General features: G+C 35.6%; 19 protein-coding genes. All 19 read right to left on the bottom strand.

Annotated features, from left to right (window positions below):
* Position 1: 1 nt before the first annotated feature.
* On the bottom strand, positions 2 to 1,684 hold the full coding sequence (gene recN / locus WMO14_RS02050) for a DNA repair protein RecN (RefSeq protein WP_349153182.1): 1,683 nt from the start codon (positions 1,682 to 1,684) through the stop codon (positions 2 to 4).
* A gap of 31 nt (positions 1,685 to 1,715) precedes the next feature.
* Complete coding sequence (argR, locus tag WMO14_RS02055) at positions 1,716 to 2,168, bottom strand: arginine repressor (RefSeq protein ID WP_022503183.1); 453 nt, start codon at positions 2,166 to 2,168, stop codon at positions 1,716 to 1,718.
* Positions 2,169 to 2,187: 19 nt separating this feature from the next.
* Positions 2,188 to 3,039, bottom strand: coding sequence for an NAD(+)/NADH kinase (locus WMO14_RS02060; RefSeq protein ID WP_349153183.1), 852 nt, complete (start codon positions 3,037 to 3,039; stop codon positions 2,188 to 2,190).
* 46 nt (positions 3,040 to 3,085) lie between these two features.
* On the bottom strand, positions 3,086 to 3,892 hold the full coding sequence (locus tag WMO14_RS02065) for a TlyA family RNA methyltransferase (RefSeq protein ID WP_349153184.1): 807 nt from the start codon (positions 3,890 to 3,892) through the stop codon (positions 3,086 to 3,088).
* A complete protein-coding gene (gene dxs, locus WMO14_RS02070; protein WP_055174851.1) occupies positions 3,882 to 5,768 on the bottom strand; it encodes a 1-deoxy-D-xylulose-5-phosphate synthase in 1,887 nt (628 codons plus the stop codon). The genes WMO14_RS02065 and dxs overlap by 11 nt, the downstream gene beginning before the upstream one ends.
* 20 nt (positions 5,769 to 5,788) lie before the next feature.
* Positions 5,789 to 6,697 (bottom strand): polyprenyl synthetase family protein, encoded by a 909-nt coding sequence (locus tag WMO14_RS02075; RefSeq protein ID WP_022503179.1) that lies wholly within the window; start codon positions 6,695 to 6,697, stop codon positions 5,789 to 5,791.
* Entirely contained in the window at positions 6,690 to 6,899 is a 210-nt protein-coding gene (gene xseB / locus WMO14_RS02080) for an exodeoxyribonuclease VII small subunit (RefSeq protein WP_349153185.1), read from the bottom strand. The genes WMO14_RS02075 and xseB overlap by 8 nt, the downstream gene beginning before the upstream one ends.
* Positions 6,900 to 6,912: 13 nt before the next feature.
* Entirely contained in the window at positions 6,913 to 8,109 is a 1,197-nt protein-coding gene (gene xseA / locus WMO14_RS02085; RefSeq protein WP_349153186.1) for an exodeoxyribonuclease VII large subunit, read from the bottom strand.
* A gap of 52 nt (positions 8,110 to 8,161) precedes the next feature.
* Entirely contained in the window at positions 8,162 to 8,560 is a 399-nt protein-coding gene (gene nusB, locus WMO14_RS02090; RefSeq protein ID WP_022503176.1) for a transcription antitermination factor NusB, read from the bottom strand.
* Between the two features lie 71 nt (positions 8,561 to 8,631).
* Entirely contained in the window at positions 8,632 to 9,018 is a 387-nt protein-coding gene (locus tag WMO14_RS02095) for an Asp23/Gls24 family envelope stress response protein (RefSeq protein ID WP_022503175.1), read from the bottom strand.
* A gap of 74 nt (positions 9,019 to 9,092) precedes the next feature.
* A complete protein-coding gene (locus WMO14_RS02100) occupies positions 9,093 to 9,677 on the bottom strand; it encodes a SpoIIIAH-like family protein (protein WP_022503174.1) in 585 nt (194 codons plus the stop codon).
* A gap of 15 nt (positions 9,678 to 9,692) precedes the next feature.
* Entirely contained in the window at positions 9,693 to 10,160 is a 468-nt protein-coding gene (locus WMO14_RS02105; protein ID WP_349153187.1) for a SpoIIIAG-related protein, read from the bottom strand.
* Positions 10,161 to 10,294: 134 nt separating this feature from the next.
* Positions 10,295 to 10,876: a stage III sporulation protein AF gene (locus tag WMO14_RS02110; protein ID WP_349153188.1), complete on the bottom strand. Its 582-nt coding sequence runs from the start codon at positions 10,874 to 10,876 to the stop codon at positions 10,295 to 10,297.
* Positions 10,877 to 10,887: 11 nt separating this feature from the next.
* Complete coding sequence (locus WMO14_RS02115) at positions 10,888 to 12,009, bottom strand: stage III sporulation protein AE (protein ID WP_349153189.1); 1,122 nt, start codon at positions 12,007 to 12,009, stop codon at positions 10,888 to 10,890.
* 128 nt (positions 12,010 to 12,137) lie between these two features.
* Positions 12,138 to 12,518 carry a stage III sporulation AC/AD family protein gene (locus WMO14_RS02120; protein WP_022503170.1) on the bottom strand — a complete coding sequence of 127 codons (381 nt, stop codon included), beginning with the start codon at positions 12,516 to 12,518 and terminating at the stop codon, positions 12,138 to 12,140.
* A gap of 12 nt (positions 12,519 to 12,530) precedes the next feature.
* Entirely contained in the window at positions 12,531 to 12,725 is a 195-nt protein-coding gene (gene spoIIIAC, locus WMO14_RS02125; RefSeq protein ID WP_022503169.1) for a stage III sporulation protein AC, read from the bottom strand.
* 29 nt (positions 12,726 to 12,754) lie between these two features.
* Entirely contained in the window at positions 12,755 to 13,276 is a 522-nt protein-coding gene (locus WMO14_RS02130; RefSeq protein WP_055306632.1) for a stage III sporulation protein AB, read from the bottom strand.
* Complete coding sequence (gene spoIIIAA / locus WMO14_RS02135; protein ID WP_318255867.1) at positions 13,246 to 14,142, bottom strand: stage III sporulation protein AA; 897 nt, start codon at positions 14,140 to 14,142, stop codon at positions 13,246 to 13,248. Before spoIIIAA ends, WMO14_RS02130 begins: the two co-directional genes overlap by 31 nt.
* A 172-nt stretch (positions 14,143 to 14,314) precedes the next feature.
* Positions 14,315 to 17,023 (bottom strand): ABC transporter permease, encoded by a 2,709-nt coding sequence (locus WMO14_RS02140; protein WP_349153190.1) that lies wholly within the window; start codon positions 17,021 to 17,023, stop codon positions 14,315 to 14,317.
* Between the last annotated feature and the right edge of the window lies 1 nt (position 17,024).

Raw genomic sequence — 17,024 nt, forward strand, 5'->3', positions numbered from 1 at the left:
ATCACAACTCTGATTTCACTTTATCAGCCATAATCTTTAATTCTTTGGCATTCTCAAGCACAGAGTCTGTAAGTGTCTCACCGGATAACATTCTGGCAATTTCATTAAGACTATCATCTCCTGCGACCCTCTGGATATTACTGTAGGTCTTATTATCGTGTACACTCTTTTCTATTATGTAATGGGCATCTGCCATAGCCGCAATCTGTGGCAGATGTGTTATACATATTATCTGATGCGATAACGAAAGCCTTGCAAGCTGATTAGATACCTTTGAAGCCGTCTTACCACTTATACCTGCATCAATCTCATCAAATATAAGTGTCTTATCTGCATCTTCTGACATAACTGTCTTTATGGCAAGCATAATTCTTGAAAGTTCACCACCCGAAGCAATCTTTGATAATGGCTTTAAATTCTCACCAGGGTTCGTTGATATCATAAATCTTACATTATCACAGCCCTTTGAAGATAAAGATGGTTCTTTCGCAAAATCTATTCTGAACTTTACATCTAAAAAGTTAAGATTCTTTAAAGAAGCTATGAATTGCTCTGCAAGCTTTACTGCTGCCTGCTGTCTTATGGAACTTAGCTTTTGGGCTATATCCCACGCCTTACAGCATGCTTCTTCATACTCTTTTTTCCTTCTGCTTATAAGCTCATCAAAATTGTAATAATCTGCAAGCTTCGCATTAACAGCCTTTAAGGTATCATTAATAGCCTCTATTGAACTTCCATATTTGTTCTTAAGATTATTAATAAGATCAAGTCTTTCCTGTAGTTCGCTAAACTCTCTTGGATCATATTCAGAGTTCTCTATATATGAACTGATACTGTGTCCGGCATCACGAATAAGTCCTTCAGCATCAGACAAAGTATCACAGCACTCTTTCAATACATCATCATATTCACTTGCTGTTATAAGTGACTTTAATGCAGTTCCTATCATATCACTTATATTATCATTACCTGAATTCAAAAGCATATCTGCATACGAAAGCTCATTAGTAATCTTCTGGTAATTATTAAGCTTATGATATCTTGCTTCAAGCTCCTCATCTTCATCTGGCTGTATATCGGCCGTCTGTATCTCATTAGCTTCATACTCAAGAAATGCTATCTCTTTTTGAAGTTCATCTTTATCCTTATCAATAAGTTCTAACGCTTTCTTTGCTTTAACCATATCTTTATATGCATCTTCCATAGCCTCTCTTAATTCAGCTATTTCATCAGCACAGAATGTATCTACAACCGTCAGATGATTAGCATCATCCATAAGTATCTGGTTATCGTGCTGTCCATGAACATCTATAAGATAGCGTGCAAGCTTCTGTGTCTGTGCCGCTGTAAAATTCTGTCCATTAACCTTTATCTGCGAACGTGTTGGTGTTATCTTTCTTGAAATAAGCAGTTCACCATTCTCAATATCTATAACTCCAAGCTCTTTTATGCGTTCAATTACATTATCATCTTCAATATTAAAAAGCAGTTCTGAAAGTCCATATTCTGCACCTGTTCTTATAAAATCAGGCGATGTCTTGGCACCTAGTGCCGCATTAATAGAACCCAATATAATAGACTTACCTGCACCTGTCTCTCCTGACAGAATATTAAGCCCCTCTTCAAAATCAATATTTTCTTCTTCTATAAGTGCAAGATTCTTAACATGTAAATTAGATAACATATTCCTCCTCTGATACTATATCTTTATAATACTATGCCTTTATAAGTTTCTTAAGTTTATTAGAAACATTTACAGTATCCTTAACAGTCCTTACAGCACACATAATAGTGTCATCACCTGCAATAGAACCAACTATCTCATCAAGCTTAAGTGCATCCAGTGCCGCACACACCGCCATTGCCATACCCGGAACAGTCCTTATAACAAGAATATTCTGTGCCATATCCATAGAAAGATAGCCTTCCTTTAGCACTCTTATATATTTGTCATTAGGTACAGGACTGCTATGTGAAAGAGTTGTATACTTCTGATTAACCCCGTCAATTGTGACCTTGGTAAGATTAAGTGCTCTTATATCCCTTGAAACAGTCGCCTGAGTTACATTATATCCTGCTTTATTAAGTGCATCAGCAAGCTCTTCCTGAGTTCCTATATTATTATCAGCTATAAGTTCTAATATTTTTTTATGTCTGTCTGATTTCACTTTTCTTCTCCTATTCCGGCTACATTTTATTCCTTATCCTTTCAAGGAAAGAAATTCTGCTTGTCTTTATAAGCCGTGCTGTCTTATCAGAACGGGTAATAACAACTCTGTCCCCTGTTATGACATTACAATAGCTTTCTCCATCATATGTAGCTACTCTTTCTTCTGATAATTTCTTATTATCATTCATCTGTATTACAATCTCATCATTCTGTTCAAATATTATGCTTCTCTGAGTAAGTGTATGTGCACATATTGGTGTAATCATTATAAGATGTGCATTCGGCTGGACAATTGGTCCGCCTGCCGATAAAGAATAAGCTGTAGAACCTGTCGGCGTAGATACTATAACTCCGTCTGCTGCGAACGAATTAAGATATTCTCCATTGACATATATATCAAAATCTATAACCCTTAATATTCCCCTTCTGCTAAGAACTACATCATTAAGTGCTACATCTTCATATATAAGCTCGTCATCACGGTATATCTTTCCATCAAGCATCATCCTTGTATCTATCTCATAACAGTCATTAATAAGGCTTTCAAGGGTATCATACACTGTGTTCATATCTGTATCAGTAAGATACCCCAGCGTTCCTATGTTAACACCAAGAAGAGGTATATTCTTAGAATTAAGGTCTCTTGCCGCCTGTATAAGCGTACCATCCCCACCAAGAACAATTATGCATTCTGTATCATCTGGCACAATATCAGCATTCGTATAACAATAATCAGTATGTTCTACATCTGCCGAGTCAGGATTATATATACAGCTTACATTGTTCTTGTTAAGATAATCCAGAATACTGTTTGTATATACAAGGTCTGGATCTTTAGTTGTATTCGTGACTATGTAAAAAGATTTCATTAACGCCTCTATACTTTAAATTAATATTAATATCTATATGAATATATTACAATGTTTCGTGGGCTTTGTCTACTATATTTTGTATTGTGAAAGGAATATCATCATAGGTTCCTTCTATATGTTTCTGTAAATGAAGAAGATATTCGATATTTCCTTCCGGACCCTTAACTGGCGAGAATTCAAGGTTAAGTATCTCAAATCCAATTGAAATTGCATAATTAATAACCATTTCTATAACTTCGATGTGTACCGCCTTATCCCTTACAACACCGTGTTTACCAACCTTTTCTCTTCCAGCTTCAAACTGTGGCTTTATAAGACATACTATCTGCCCGTCATCTGTAAGAAGATTTTTCACTGGAAGCAGCACCTTTGTAAGCGATATAAATGATACGTCAATGCTTGAAAAATCTATCTTATCCGCAATATCTTCCGGTGTTACATATCGTATATTAGTCTTTTCCATACATACAACACGCTCATCATTACGAAGCTTCCAAGCAAGCTGTCCGTGTCCTACATCAACAGAATATACTTTAACAGCACCATTCTGAAGCATACAATCTGTAAAACCACCTGTTGATGAACCAACATCCATACATATTTTTCCTTCAATCGTTACATCAAAATTCTCCATAGCTTTTTCAAGCTTTAACCCGCCACGGCTTACATACTTAAGTGTATTGCCTCTTACCTCAATATTAACAGTCTCATTAAATGATGACCCAGCTTTATCTTCCTTCTGTCCGTCAACATATACATTTCCAGACATAATTATAGCCTTTGCCTTTTCCCTGGAATCAGCAAGCCCCCTGTTCACTAACAGAACATCTAATCTTTCTTTACTGCTCATTATTATTATCTCCAATATTATTATAAACTGCTGTTATACGTTTAACAATTGTATCTTCATCTATTCCTGTCTCACGCCGTAATATATCAACACTTCCGTGTTCTATATAATCATCAGGAAGTGATATGTCAAGCACATAGTTATGAAGTTCTTTATCATTGATATATTGACAGACTGCACGCCCAAATCCGCCCGATGATACATTCTCTTCAAGTGTTACTATAAGCTTATGTGTTGTGCTTATTTTATCAAGCATTGCACTGTCTATAGGCTTTACAAAACGTGCATTTACAAGTGTCACGTTATAGCCCTGCTCTTTAAGTCTTTCCCTTACATTAAATGCTGTATCAACCATACTTCCAAGTGCAAGAATTGCTATATCACTTTCTTCATACATAAGCTCAGCCTTGCCGTATTCAACCGGTGCATTAAATTCGCGAAATCTGACAACTGCCTCGCCTCTTGGATATCTTATAGCTATCGGCCCATTAAATTCTTCCAGAGCGAACTCAAGTGATGACTTTAATTCATAATCATTCTTTGGTGCCATAATAGTCATATTAGGTATTGATGACAGGAATGATATATCAAATATCCCCTGATGTGTCTCTCCATCACTTCCAACAAGTCCTGCCCTGTCTATTGCAAACACAACGTGAAGCTGTTGTATACACACATCATGTAATATCTGGTCATAAGCTCTCTGTAAAAATGAAGAATATACCGCAAACACCGGTTTTAATCCGCCTGCTGACAATCCTGCCGCAAATGTTACAGCGTGAGCCTCAGCAATTCCGACATCAAAAAATCTATCCGGAAACCACTTTGAGAACTTAGCAAGCCCAACTCCGTCTGGCATAGCCGCTGTAATAGCACATACAGACCTGTCTTTCTTGGCTATTTCACATATAGAATTAGAGAACACCTGCGAATATGTTGGCCGGTCAGATTTATTAATCTCCATACCTGTCGCCACATCAAATGGTCCAATACCATGAAACTTGCTTGGATTGCGCTCTGCCGGCTTGTAACCACGTCCTTTCTGCGTAACAACGTGGACAAGCACAGGTCCATTTATTCTTTTTGCAACTGTAAGTATCTTGATAAGCTTATCCATATCGTGTCCGTCAACTGGTCCAAGGTAATATATACCCATACTTTCAAACATCGAATCGTGAAGAATCACCTGCTTTAGATTCGACTTTGTCTTCTGGATAAGCTTTACAACCTTGTCCCCTTTAGGAAGCTTATATAATACATTGCCTATATTCTCTTTTAAATCATAGTAAGAGTCTGACGAACGTATTTCACTAAGCATATTGGATACGCCGCCGACATTTTTAGAAATTGACATTGTATTATCATTAAGTATAATCACAAAATTACCCTTAATACCTGAAGCATTATTTAAAGCTTCATATGCCATACCACCTGTAAGTGCACCATCACCTATAACAGAAACTACACTGTAATCTTCGTGCTGTACATCTCTTGCCATAGCAATTCCAAGTCCTGCTGATATTGATGTCGAGCTGTGACCTGTATCAAAAGCATCGTAATCACTTTCATTTCTCTTAGGAAAGCCGCTCATACCGCCGAATTTTCTTAATTCGTCAAATTGATTTTTCCTTCCTGTAAGTATCTTATGCGTATATGACTGATGTCCTACGTCCCATATAAGCTTGTCCTTTGGAAGATTAAATACAATATGAAGTGCCATAGTAAGCTCCACAACGCCAAGATTAGAAGCCAGATGTCCGCCTGTGACACTTATCTTATCAATAAGAAACTGGCGTATCTCATCAGCAAGCTGGTTGTATTCTATTGGTGATAATTTCTTAATATCGTTAGGTTTATTGATTTTCTCAAGTATCATAATTAACCTCTTTCACACGATTACCTATCCCTATGTATAAGCATTGTGATTAAATCCTCCAGATACTCGTTATGTCCAATAGTTTTGAGTGTTTCCAATGCTTTTACGGACATATCAGCAGTATCTTTTTCTGCTTTTTCCATTCCATAAAGTGTAACATATGTTGTTTTATTATTTCTCTCATCACTTAACACAGGCTTTCCAAGTACTTCCTGTGTGCTTGTAACATCAAGAATATCGTCCTTAATCTGAAATGCGAAGCCTATATTATAACCTGTTTCCTCAAGAAGCTTAGTGACATTTTCATCACAACCTGCAATAATTCCACCAGCCATAAATGCTGCTTCTATAAGAGCACCCGTCTTTAATCTGAAAATGTAATCAAGCTGTTCTTCATTCATCGGCTTATCTGTAAGCATTACATCAAGCGATTGTCCTCCGACCATACCATCAACACCAGCCTTATTAGCTATCACATCTGCGGCAGCAGAATATCTTAATACAGCCTGTGCATCACCTGTCTTTGCTGCTTTATGTATAGCTGAAAGCATTGTTTCATACGCAAGATTCAAAAGTCCGTCACCCGCTAATATTCCAAAATCTTCACCAAATTTCTTATGTGTTGTAAGCTTTCCTCTTCTATAGTCATCATTATCCATAGCAGGAAGATCATCATGCACCAAAGAATAAGTGTGTATCATCTCAAGAGCCGCCATAAATGGATACAATTCTTCCTCGTTAGTACCATTACACAACTTGTAAGTTTCAAGCATAATCATTGGTCTTATTCTCTTGCCGCCAGCTTCAACGCTGTAATCCATCGCAGATTTAATATATTCTGCGTGTCCCTTAGCTTCTGGCAGGTACTTTTCTATTATATTATCTATACAGGAGGTCTCTTTGCTTAACTGTTCTTTGAAATTATTCATTATTATCCACCACCCCATTATCATCAATTATAACAATCTGTTTTTCAACCTTATCAAGCATAGTATTACATTTATTGAGTAATTCCATACATTCTTTATATTTTTTAAAAGACTCATCTAATGTAAGCTCGCCCTGTTCCATTTCATTAAGAACTGCCTCAAGCTTATTAAATGTATCTTCAAGATTAGAAGCCTTTGCCATTAATTATACCTCATTAAACATTATCAATATTTGTGACCTTAGCTGTCACAGTGCCATCTTTTAAATAAAGTGTTAACAAATCATCTACTGATACATCGTTAACCGACTGTACCCTCTGTTTATTATTCTCTACATAGCTGTAGCCCTTGTCAAACTTCTTTAAAGGACTTACATTATCAAGTCTGTACGCAGCTAATGACAGCTTCTGCCTGTAGCGTTCCACTGCTTGTGTCATCTGGTTATTTAATATATCCTCTATATGAATAAGACGTTGTCTTCTTTCATATATCTGGTTAATAGGATTGTATATCTGCAAAGAAAGCTTGTCCTTCTCTGCCCTGTTCTTATATCTGGCAAATACATTATCCAGAGCATTTCTTAAACGTCTCTTGTATGCCTGCATATAATCATCAACCTGTACCATATCAAATACTGCACACTCTGCAGCGGCAGATGGTGTTGGAACTCTTAAATCTGCCACAAAGTCTGTGATTGTAAAATCTGTTTCGTGCCCAACCGCTGATATAACCGGTGTATTACAGCTAAATACTGCCTCTATAACCTCTGGTTCATTAAATGCCCACAAGTCTTCAAGTGAACCTCCTCCACGCCCAACAATAATGCAATCCACCCCGAACTTATCAAGCACAGCTATTCCCTTGGCAATACTGTACTTGGCATATTCGCCCTGAACTAATGCAGGATACAGATACAGACTTACATACGGATTGCGCCTGTGTGATATATTCATTATATCGTGTATAGCAGCCCCTGTTGAAGCTGTTACAATTCCTATCTTTCTTGCAAAACGTGGTATCGGACGCTTATATGATGAATCAAAATATCCCATATCATCATACTGCTGTTTTAATTGTTCAAACTTCTTATATAAATCCCCCATACCACTTTCGGTAATATTAACGGCATACAACTGATACCTGCCATCACGTTCATATATATCAATTCTGCCATCTACTACAACAGACATTCCATTTTCAAGCTTTATATCAAGCTTTGATGCATAAGAGGCAAACATAACAACTGCAATCGTTCCACCCGAATCTTTTAAAGTAAAATAAATATGACCGGATGTATGATACTTGCAATTAGATATTTCCCCTTTTATCTGAATACGATTAAGTACAAAATCCTGTCTAAACATATTCTTAATATAGGAATTAATCTGTGTTACAGTATATACTCCAGCCATCGTTCCTCTTTCTTAATCTCTTTATTATGCTCTTTAATTCAGCAAAAGGTTATTATACAAGCTTTGCAAGAACACCATTGACAAATGATGCTGCATTATCATCAGAGCCATAACTTTTAGCTAACTCTACAGCCTCATTAATAGCTACATTAACAGGAATATCATCATCATAAAGCATCTCATAGACTGCAAGCCGCATAATAGCAAGCTCTGCCTTACCAATACGGTCAACCGGCCAGCCTTCTGATACCGAATTAATCTTCTCGTCAAGCTCATCGCTTAATTCACATACAAGAAGTGCCTTATTCTTAATATATTCGTAATCTTTCTCATTGACATCTGTCAAATCATCAAAATAGTAGTCAATCTGTTCTCTTAATTCATTCTTATCGTGGAAAGGAACACGGAATATAAGCTTAAAAACGTGTTCTCTCATTTCTGATCTTGTCATAGGAATCCTCTCATCAATTAATTACTCAAACAGGACTGCCCATTAAGGACAGTCCCAAAAGCTTACTGTACTTAGTTGTCAATATTAACGCCAGCAATCTTAATGTTAACTTCTGATACTTCAAGACCTGTCATTGTCTCGATTGCTGTCTTAACTCTGTCCTGTACTGCGGCTGATACCTTAGGTATCTCACAGCCATATTTAATATTAAGCGCAAGATTAACTGTCACATCATTCTCACCAACGTGAACCTTAACACCCTTAGATAAATTCTTCATTCCAAGCTTGCTTACAAGTTCATTAGTGATGTTGCCAGCCATACTCTCAACGCCTTCCACCTCTGTAGCAGCAAGACCTGCAATAATAGCAACAACCTCATCTGCAACTCTTACTTCGCCAATATCCTTGCTTTCGTGAATTGTATAAGTATTACCTCTATCTTCAAACTCTTTTGTCATAATGCCCTCCTGACTGTTATTAACGTAATCTTTAATCTATTATAATAAAAAATATAAATAAATGCAATGATAAGTTACTTAATAACATTAATGGTAATTTTATCCGATGTAACCCCTGTCTTTCTCTTTGCTATATCTTCAATCTGAGCTTTCTGGCTGTTTTCTAATGTCTGCTGGTTAATTACAATATCAACGCTGTCTTCTGCCACTGAAGCCACCACATCATTAAATCCCTTTGCCTCTAATAACAACTCAATAGCTGCCTCTTTTTCTGAATATTCTGCAATTTTGGCAAGTTCATTTATCGCCTCTGTCTTTGAAGCCTTATCGATTGCTGTATCATTGACTATATTAGTAAGATTTTCTGTATTCTTGGCACGTATCTGTTCTCTGTTAAGCTTAGCTTCAGAGATTACACTTGAAGACACGCCCTGTCCTGATGTAAGTATAACGCTTCCTGGTTCTTCAAGACTCTCATCATCTGGTTCTTCCTCAGTAAATATTGTATCATCTGTTGATGTATTGACAACTTTACTGCCGCTCTTACTGCTGACAGATATTATATCTGAAATGTTTCCTGCATAATTAATATATCCCGCAACAGCTATCATAATAGCAAGTGCTGTAATAATAACCTGATTTTTCTTAACTCTTTTCACAAAAAACCTCCATATTTAAGACATTTTCATTACTTTGATTTTATGTACAGGAACATTTAAAAGCCCATATACAGCATTCGTAATCTCACTTACAAGCTCTTTATTATCACCACCCTCGCATACTATTATCACACCTTCAATAACAGGCATATTCTCCATTACTACATATGGCGTATTACCATTAGCTGTATCATAAAAAATGTGTGTCTCTGTTTTTTGCATACTATTGGAATTCTCATCATTATTCCCATTAACTTCTTCATCAAAATAATCTGTATCCTTGGCAAGTATCTTTTCAGACGAATTCTTAAGACTGACCATAACTTTAACCTTTCCTGCCCCCTCAACATCAGATAAGGTATCTTCTAATCTTTTCTCTACATATTCCTCATACATTTTCTGTGTGGCCTCACCGCTTTCCTGATTAGATGTTGTGTTTTCTGATACAGTCTGTCTGTCTTTTACAGGAATTGATATAACCATAAGCAGTATGCCTGCTAGTATTACTATTAATATTTTATCTTTGCCTAATTTATTCAATATATTTTCATAATTAAATATAATAATTCTCCTTTCCGTCCTGAACATCGGAATACGAAATATTCTCTGTACCTGGCTTAATGTATATTGATAAGTATTTCATCTATACTAAAATTATCCGCTACCATTTTAGCGAATTGCTCTATGTCCGATTTATTCAAAGCCGTTTTAGCATTCTGTGTGCTTTCCAAACTTGAAACACTTTTTTTGTTTTTTACTGATATATCAATCCCTGTAATTACAGATGAATAATCGGTGTCTGATTTATTCAATATGCTCTTATCGTTTAATTCAACCTTTACATTATTAACTTCAACTCCACACTCCTCTGCTATATTTAACACCCTGCTTATAACTGTCTGTTTTACTGCATTGCTCACATAGCTGTAATAGTCTGATTGAAGGCTGCTATCACCAGTATACGAACTTGAATAGCCTGCAATGTTTTTACTATAATCATTATACAATGTATTTACCCTGTCAGTTATATATTCCTCATTAAATAAAAGCAGAAGTACAGGCTTTAATAAAATCATAAGGAATATAAGCCTCATTACCACCTTATAGCTGCCCTCATACCTGGGTGGAATAACATTCATTAATACAGCCGACATAACCATAAATATGAGCAATGCCCTAAGCCACGAATACAGCTTCATTGTGTCTCCTTTCATACTGATACACAGTTAGTTGCAACACATATAATTGCTATTGTTAATATAAACAGGACAAGTGTAATCATCATAATATATACAATCATTCCAAGTGCCTGCCCAAGCGAACTGACTGCCCTTACCATTCTCTTATCACTTATTGGCTGTAGTCCTGCAGCAATCCCCTGATATATAACCGCAAGAAGACCAATCCGCAGCAACGGAAAGAACATACACATAACAATAGCAATAATTCCCGACACACCGATTGCATTTTTTATTAATGCAGAAGATGAAAGTATCGTATTGGATAACACCTGTGCTGTGTCACCTATACCAGGTATAAGGCTTATCCCCATAAATATACCTTTAGAATTAACCGTGTCCTGAACAGGTGTTAATATGCTCTTAATTGCATTAAGTCCAATAAACACTGTAAGTATCGTATAGCAGCACCATTTCACTCCTTTTTTAATAAGGTTACACGCCTTATCCATATGTGCTTCTTTGTCTATGCAGTCACATAACGAAATTATGAGATATATTTTATTTGTTTTTAATAATATATTTTTAAAAAATATATTGCTGACTGCAATCATAGCAATTATTATCTGGTAATACACAGCTTTACTCATTATTGCACCAGAAGCACTTATTGCCGGCAGGAACACCATACTGATTGCTTTATAAAGATTAATAATCGATGTAAGAGTGCTGCTGGCTGTATCTGAAGCCTGTATGAACACAACAAACAATACCGTTATAAGAGATATTGCTATAACACTTAATGTGCTTTCGGTAAGCTGCTGTTTATTAAAAAATGGGCCAAATACATTTATAAATGCAGATAATATACATAAAATAAGTATCTTCATACAATCATTACGGTTACTGCTTATAACCTCTGTTATATACTGTACAATCTTCTTACCCGAATCCCTCGTTGAATTACCCAAATATATGCTGTCTACTATATCCTCAAAGGTAACCGAATTGTAACTGCTTTCTTTTAATATCTTATCAATATCCTTATAATCATAATCAGACCAGCCAGATGTATCCGTGACAGTTTCCTGTCCGTTAGTTTCCGCTTTAATCACATTGGCATTATTGTATACAAGCATTAATATTACTGACATTAGTAATACGCTTTTTAATAGCGGTAGTATATAATTAAGTTTCATAAATATATATTTCAGCCCAGTAAATATGCTTCTTAATAATGACAACATATATTGTGGGCAGTTATTGTGCATTAATATATATCTTATTTTATACATTTATTAATCATCTCCATAAGCGACAGTACAATTGGAATACTTATTGTTGCAACAGCAATCTTACACATAATCTCAAGCTGTGATGCCGCCGCGTTAAACCCATTATCCCTACACACATCAGATATAAGCTGCGTTATAAAGGTTATTCCTATAATCTTCATTATTATCTTTATATACACATCACCAATTCCTGTTAAAGAAATCATTACTCCAAGCTGTCCTGTTATGGCTGATATGTTATTTATTATATTAATTGAAATAATAAGGCATAACGAAAGTCCTATAACAGAAGCTGTTACCGGTGACTGTTTTTTTATAAGCAGTGATGTTATAACCGTGCATAATGCAAGCATAGATATTTTCAGCAATTGTTACTCCTTTTACATATCAAACAATTTCTGCATAGTTGTAAACAGTTCTAATATGTATGGAAGTATCCAATAAAGCACAAGCAGAAGTCCCGCAAGCCCTGTTAAGAAAGCCTGGTCATCTCTTCCACTATGCTTTAATATCTGATTAAGTATAGAGATTATTATTCCAACGGCAGCTATTTTAAATATCAAATTAATTTCCATACACATCCCCATTCTTTATTATGCTGTGTTCATATCAGCATTATTGCTATAAACACTCCTGCTGTTATTCCACCAATCCTGCAGATTTTCATTCTCGGTGCAATATCCATTGCCACATTTTCATTTATTCTTTTGAGCCTTTCAATTGATAATTCCAGATTTTGAACCTGCATATTTTTATCAATATACGAATTAAAATGCGACAATTCATACATTACATTAAGTTCGTCTTTTTTTAATATTTTTCTCCTGTTAAGTACATTTACAGCTACCTCCCACACAGCTTCATATGTAACAATGCCCTCATCACTTAATGTCTTCGCTGCATAACTGAACATTTCCTGAACATAGCAGTTATCAGAATTAACAGATAAATCCCTGAATATGTCAGGGAGCGTGCTTGAAGCATAACCTATCTGTGCCTTAATATAATGAAGGGCTGTTATTAGCGATTGTATAATCCGTGTTCTCATATATAGGTTACTGCTTAAATAAAAGCCATAATATGTACATGCAGTTATTATGAGTGCTGCTCCCGATAATTTAAACATTGCTCCACCGTCCCCTTTCCCATTCTTCCTGACAATATTATTATCTTGTTAAAATAATCAGAACTTATAAGCTCACCCATAAAAGGCTTGTTCATTACATTTTCAAGCGAATAACCGTGAATTGTAGCAATAATCGTACAGCCACAGGCTATGCAGTATTTAATTGCCTGCACATCATTCTGCCCACCTATCTCATCTACAGCTATTATTCCCGGCGACATAGCCCTGATTGCCATCATCATTCCTGCATCTTTTGGACAGCCATCATATACATCTGTACGTCTGCCTATATTATTCTGCGGGATTCCCATATAGCAACCTGCTATCTCCTGTCTTTCATCTATAAGACTTACATTAATATGAAGCCTGTCATTATCAGATATATTTCTTACAAGATCCCTTAAAAGCGTTGTCTTGCCACAACCCGGCGGTGAAATAATAAGCGTATGGTCAATACCTCCTCCATATACGAAATCAACAACCTTATTACTACACCCTATAACCTCATGTGCCACCCTTATACAAAGAAAGGTTATGTAATTAAAATTCTTAATGACATTATTCTCTATAATCGCATGTCCTGATATCCCAATCCTATGCCCTCCCTCTATTGTAATAAACCCCTGTTTGAAACTTTGCTCATACGCATAGATAGAGTAATTGGAAGCTAATTCCAGCATTTTCATTATGCAGTCCTTGGTAACCTTAATATCATACATTATCTCTTTATTGTCATATATTAAAGTTACATTTCTGCCAACTCTTAATCTTAGCTCGTTGAGCCTGCCAAATGACAACGTATGCAGTCTAAGCTTGTCAGCCAGAGCTGGCGGCAGAATTTTTATAATTTGTCCAATATCCCCCATACAAAAATAACCTCCACATATATCGTTTTTCACAATATATGTGGAGGCTCTTATTAATATTACCATTATTTGTTCAGGCTTGTCAGCTTATCTATTCTTTAATTCCTGCACTAAATTATTCATCAAATCATTAATTAAATTCTCAATTAAATCCTTTATCAGCAATCACGAATTATTCTATTGACTTTAAAGATTCCACCATTGGAATTTTCTTAAGTGACGGATACATAATTGCATTAATAATCAATGAAAAAATTAATGTAATTCCATATGATAACAGGAATGAACTTAAATTAATTCTTGTTCCAAACATTACTCCGTCTAATTCTATTGTTGTCATTATGTATGTATGAAGTGCTCTTCCTAATAAAAGTCCTGCAAGACCGCCTATAAGTGTAAGTATGATATTCTCCCTGTATATATACTCTCCAACTTCATTATCATAAAAGCCAAGAACTTTTATTGTCGCAATCTCCCTTATTCGCTCAGATATATTAACATTAGTAAGATTATACAATACAACAAACGCCAGCATACCTGCAGATATTATAAGCACCCATGTAACAAGATCCAGGGACTGTATCATATTCTCAAATCTTGACATATTAACCTTTAAGAATGTAAGCGACTTAACTGCTGAATTAGACAAATATCGTTCTCCGATAACAGCCTGAACATTATCACTGTCATCATCAAGTATACCTAACACTCTGTTATTATCTGGTGTATAGCCAAATGTATCATTGAAATAACCTGATGTCATAAAAATATAATTATTAATATATATTTCCATAATTCCAGTCACCTTAACTGCTGCCTGCCTATCATTAATATCACATATAGTAATATTATCACCAACAGAAACATTCAGATCCTTTGCAAGCTTTTCAGATATAATAACACCATCATCATTAAGTTCTAACTGGTTATGCTTCTTTCTTGTCCTGAATGTAACAAAATCACTATACTTATCTGTATTATCAACAACAGTTATCTCAGTTGAATAACTGTCACCACCACCTAATGCTTTCACATCAGCAGTATATCCATAATCTGTAGTGTATTCTTTATAATATTCATCTTTCTTTATAGATGATATTATATTGTTAATTTCTTCACTTTCAACATCACTCTTAAATGTAATTACATTATCATAATGCAGTATCTGTTCATACTGGTTATCAATAACACACTGTATACTGTCCTTAATTCCAAAACCTGCCGTTGTCAACGCTGTACATCCTGCGATTCCGATTACTGTCATAAAAAATCTTTTCTTATACAGGAATATATTACGCATAGTAACCTTCCTTGTAAATGAAAGATGCTTCCATATAAATGTATGCTCTAACAATATCTTTCTTCCACTCTTAGGAGCTTTAGGTCTCATAAGTATAGCCGGCACTTCTGAAAGATCATTGTAACACGAATAGAATGCCGCAAGAAATGTTACCGCTACAAGACAGATAATAACTGCCACAGATAATAATGTATGGCTTGCATAAGTTATATGCGGCATCTGGTATATTATGTTCCACGAATTATATATTATATACGGAAACAGCTTTAAACCAACAATACAGCCTATTACACTTCCAGCAAAGGAAGCTATAAAAGCATAGGCAACGAACTTGAATACTATAGTACCTTTTCCATAACCTAAAGCCTTGTATGTTCCGATTAAACTTCTCTGTTCTTCTACCATTCTTGTCATTGTTGTAAGACACACAAGACCTGCAACAATTATAAAGAACAATGGGAATACTGTAGCTATAGCTTTCATTCTGTCAGCACTCGACTCATAATCCCTATACGAATATTGCGACTGTCTTGTAAGCACATACCATTCCCAGTCGTCAGAGTTATTCAAAGTTTCATTCATCTGCTCATCATACTTTGCATATACCGCATCAAAGTCAAACTCTTGAACTGCTTTAATATACGCTGGTTCAATATAAGGTGCTATCATTGAAGACACATCATATCCCGGATAATATTCCTGATACTGCTTCGTAATAGACTCTGTTACCTTCTGTCTTATTGTATCAAGCAGTTCCTGTTTCTTATCTTCCTTGGCTTTGGCAAATTCTTCTTTTATATCCTTCTTCCTGTTATCAAGCTGTCCTGCTGCTATATTCTTAATTCTGTTCTGTACATTTTCAACTTTTTTATCATATTCATCAGAATATGTATCAAGCTCTTTTGCTCCGTCTACTACAGCGTAAGCCTCAGTATAATAATCATTCTTAAATTCATCATCTCCAACATATACACAATAGCTGATATTGCCGTTACCAATATCAGACGAACCTAAATCATAAGAAACGAAGCAAGGCGAATATACTACTCCAACAACTGTATATTCAGTATCCTTAAATGTATCGTTAATATCATCAGAAGTTCCAGACTTAAATTTTAATACATCGCCCACTTTGACAGCTTCCCTTGTAGACTCGTACTTCACAACACATTCTTTATCATTCTGTGGCAGTCTTCCCTCTTTAATGCGAAGTCTGTTAATATAGCTGTCATCATTATCATCTGCATTAAGAGGAATACTTAAAACATGCGCAACTGACTCTTTATCATCATAATTGATGAGCACATCTTTGCTGTTGGCACCATATACTGCCTTTACTCCCTGCGCTTTTGCAATTACCTGCAAATCATCATCTGTAAGCCCTATAGATGATATTATTCTTATATCATTCATATTATATTCATCATAATAGTTATCTGACGAACGCTTCATATCGCCCGAAGATGCTGTGACTCCGGCAAAAAATGCAGCTCCTATGGCTGTGATTGCCATTATTGAAATAAATCTTCCAAGCGAACCTTTTATCTCTCTTATTAAATCTTTAAATACCGACTTTCCCATT

It is taken from the genome of Lachnospira rogosae (ex Hitch et al. 2025) (genome assembly GCF_040096455.1).
In the GTDB taxonomy this organism is placed as follows: Bacteria; Bacillota; Clostridia; order Lachnospirales; family Lachnospiraceae; genus Lachnospira; species Lachnospira rogosae.

Bases quoted from the DNA above. Each gene is read 5' to 3' on its own strand.
- xseA (WP_349153186.1), bottom strand. From the start codon at position 8,109: ATGGCTGGAGTATATACTGTAACACAGATTAATTCCTATATTAAGAAT.
- WMO14_RS02060 (WP_349153183.1), bottom strand. From the start codon at position 3,039: ATGAAATCTTTTTACATAGTCACGAATACAACTAAAGATCCAGACCTT.
- WMO14_RS02065 (WP_349153184.1), bottom strand. From the start codon at position 3,892: ATGAGCAGTAAAGAAAGATTAGATGTTCTGTTAGTGAACAGGGGGCTT.
- WMO14_RS02105 (WP_349153187.1), bottom strand. From the start codon at position 10,160: ATGGTTATATCAATTCCTGTAAAAGACAGACAGACTGTATCAGAAAAC.
- WMO14_RS02130 (WP_055306632.1), bottom strand. From the start codon at position 13,276: ATGTTTAAATTATCGGGAGCAGCACTCATAATAACTGCATGTACATAT.
- nusB (WP_022503176.1), bottom strand. From the start codon at position 8,560: ATGACAAGATCAGAAATGAGAGAACACGTTTTTAAGCTTATATTCCGT.
- recN (WP_349153182.1), bottom strand. From the start codon at position 1,684: ATGTTATCTAATTTACATGTTAAGAATCTTGCACTTATAGAAGAAGAA.
- WMO14_RS02110 (WP_349153188.1), bottom strand. From the start codon at position 10,876: ATGAAGCTGTATTCGTGGCTTAGGGCATTGCTCATATTTATGGTTATG.
- spoIIIAC (WP_022503169.1), bottom strand. From the start codon at position 12,725: ATGGAAATTAATTTGATATTTAAAATAGCTGCCGTTGGAATAATAATC.
- WMO14_RS02115 (WP_349153189.1), bottom strand. From the start codon at position 12,009: ATGTCAGTAATATTAATGCTTGTATACAATAATGCCAATGTGATTAAA.
- spoIIIAA (WP_318255867.1), bottom strand. From the start codon at position 14,142: ATGGGGGATATTGGACAAATTATAAAAATTCTGCCGCCAGCTCTGGCT.
- WMO14_RS02140 (WP_349153190.1), bottom strand. From the start codon at position 17,023: ATGGGAAAGTCGGTATTTAAAGATTTAATAAGAGAGATAAAAGGTTCG.
- WMO14_RS02075 (WP_022503179.1), bottom strand. From the start codon at position 6,697: ATGAATAATTTCAAAGAACAGTTAAGCAAAGAGACCTCCTGTATAGAT.
- dxs (WP_055174851.1), bottom strand. From the start codon at position 5,768: ATGATACTTGAGAAAATCAATAAACCTAACGATATTAAGAAATTATCA.
- xseB (WP_349153185.1), bottom strand. From the start codon at position 6,899: ATGGCAAAGGCTTCTAATCTTGAAGATACATTTAATAAGCTTGAGGCA.
- WMO14_RS02095 (WP_022503175.1), bottom strand. From the start codon at position 9,018: ATGACAAAAGAGTTTGAAGATAGAGGTAATACTTATACAATTCACGAA.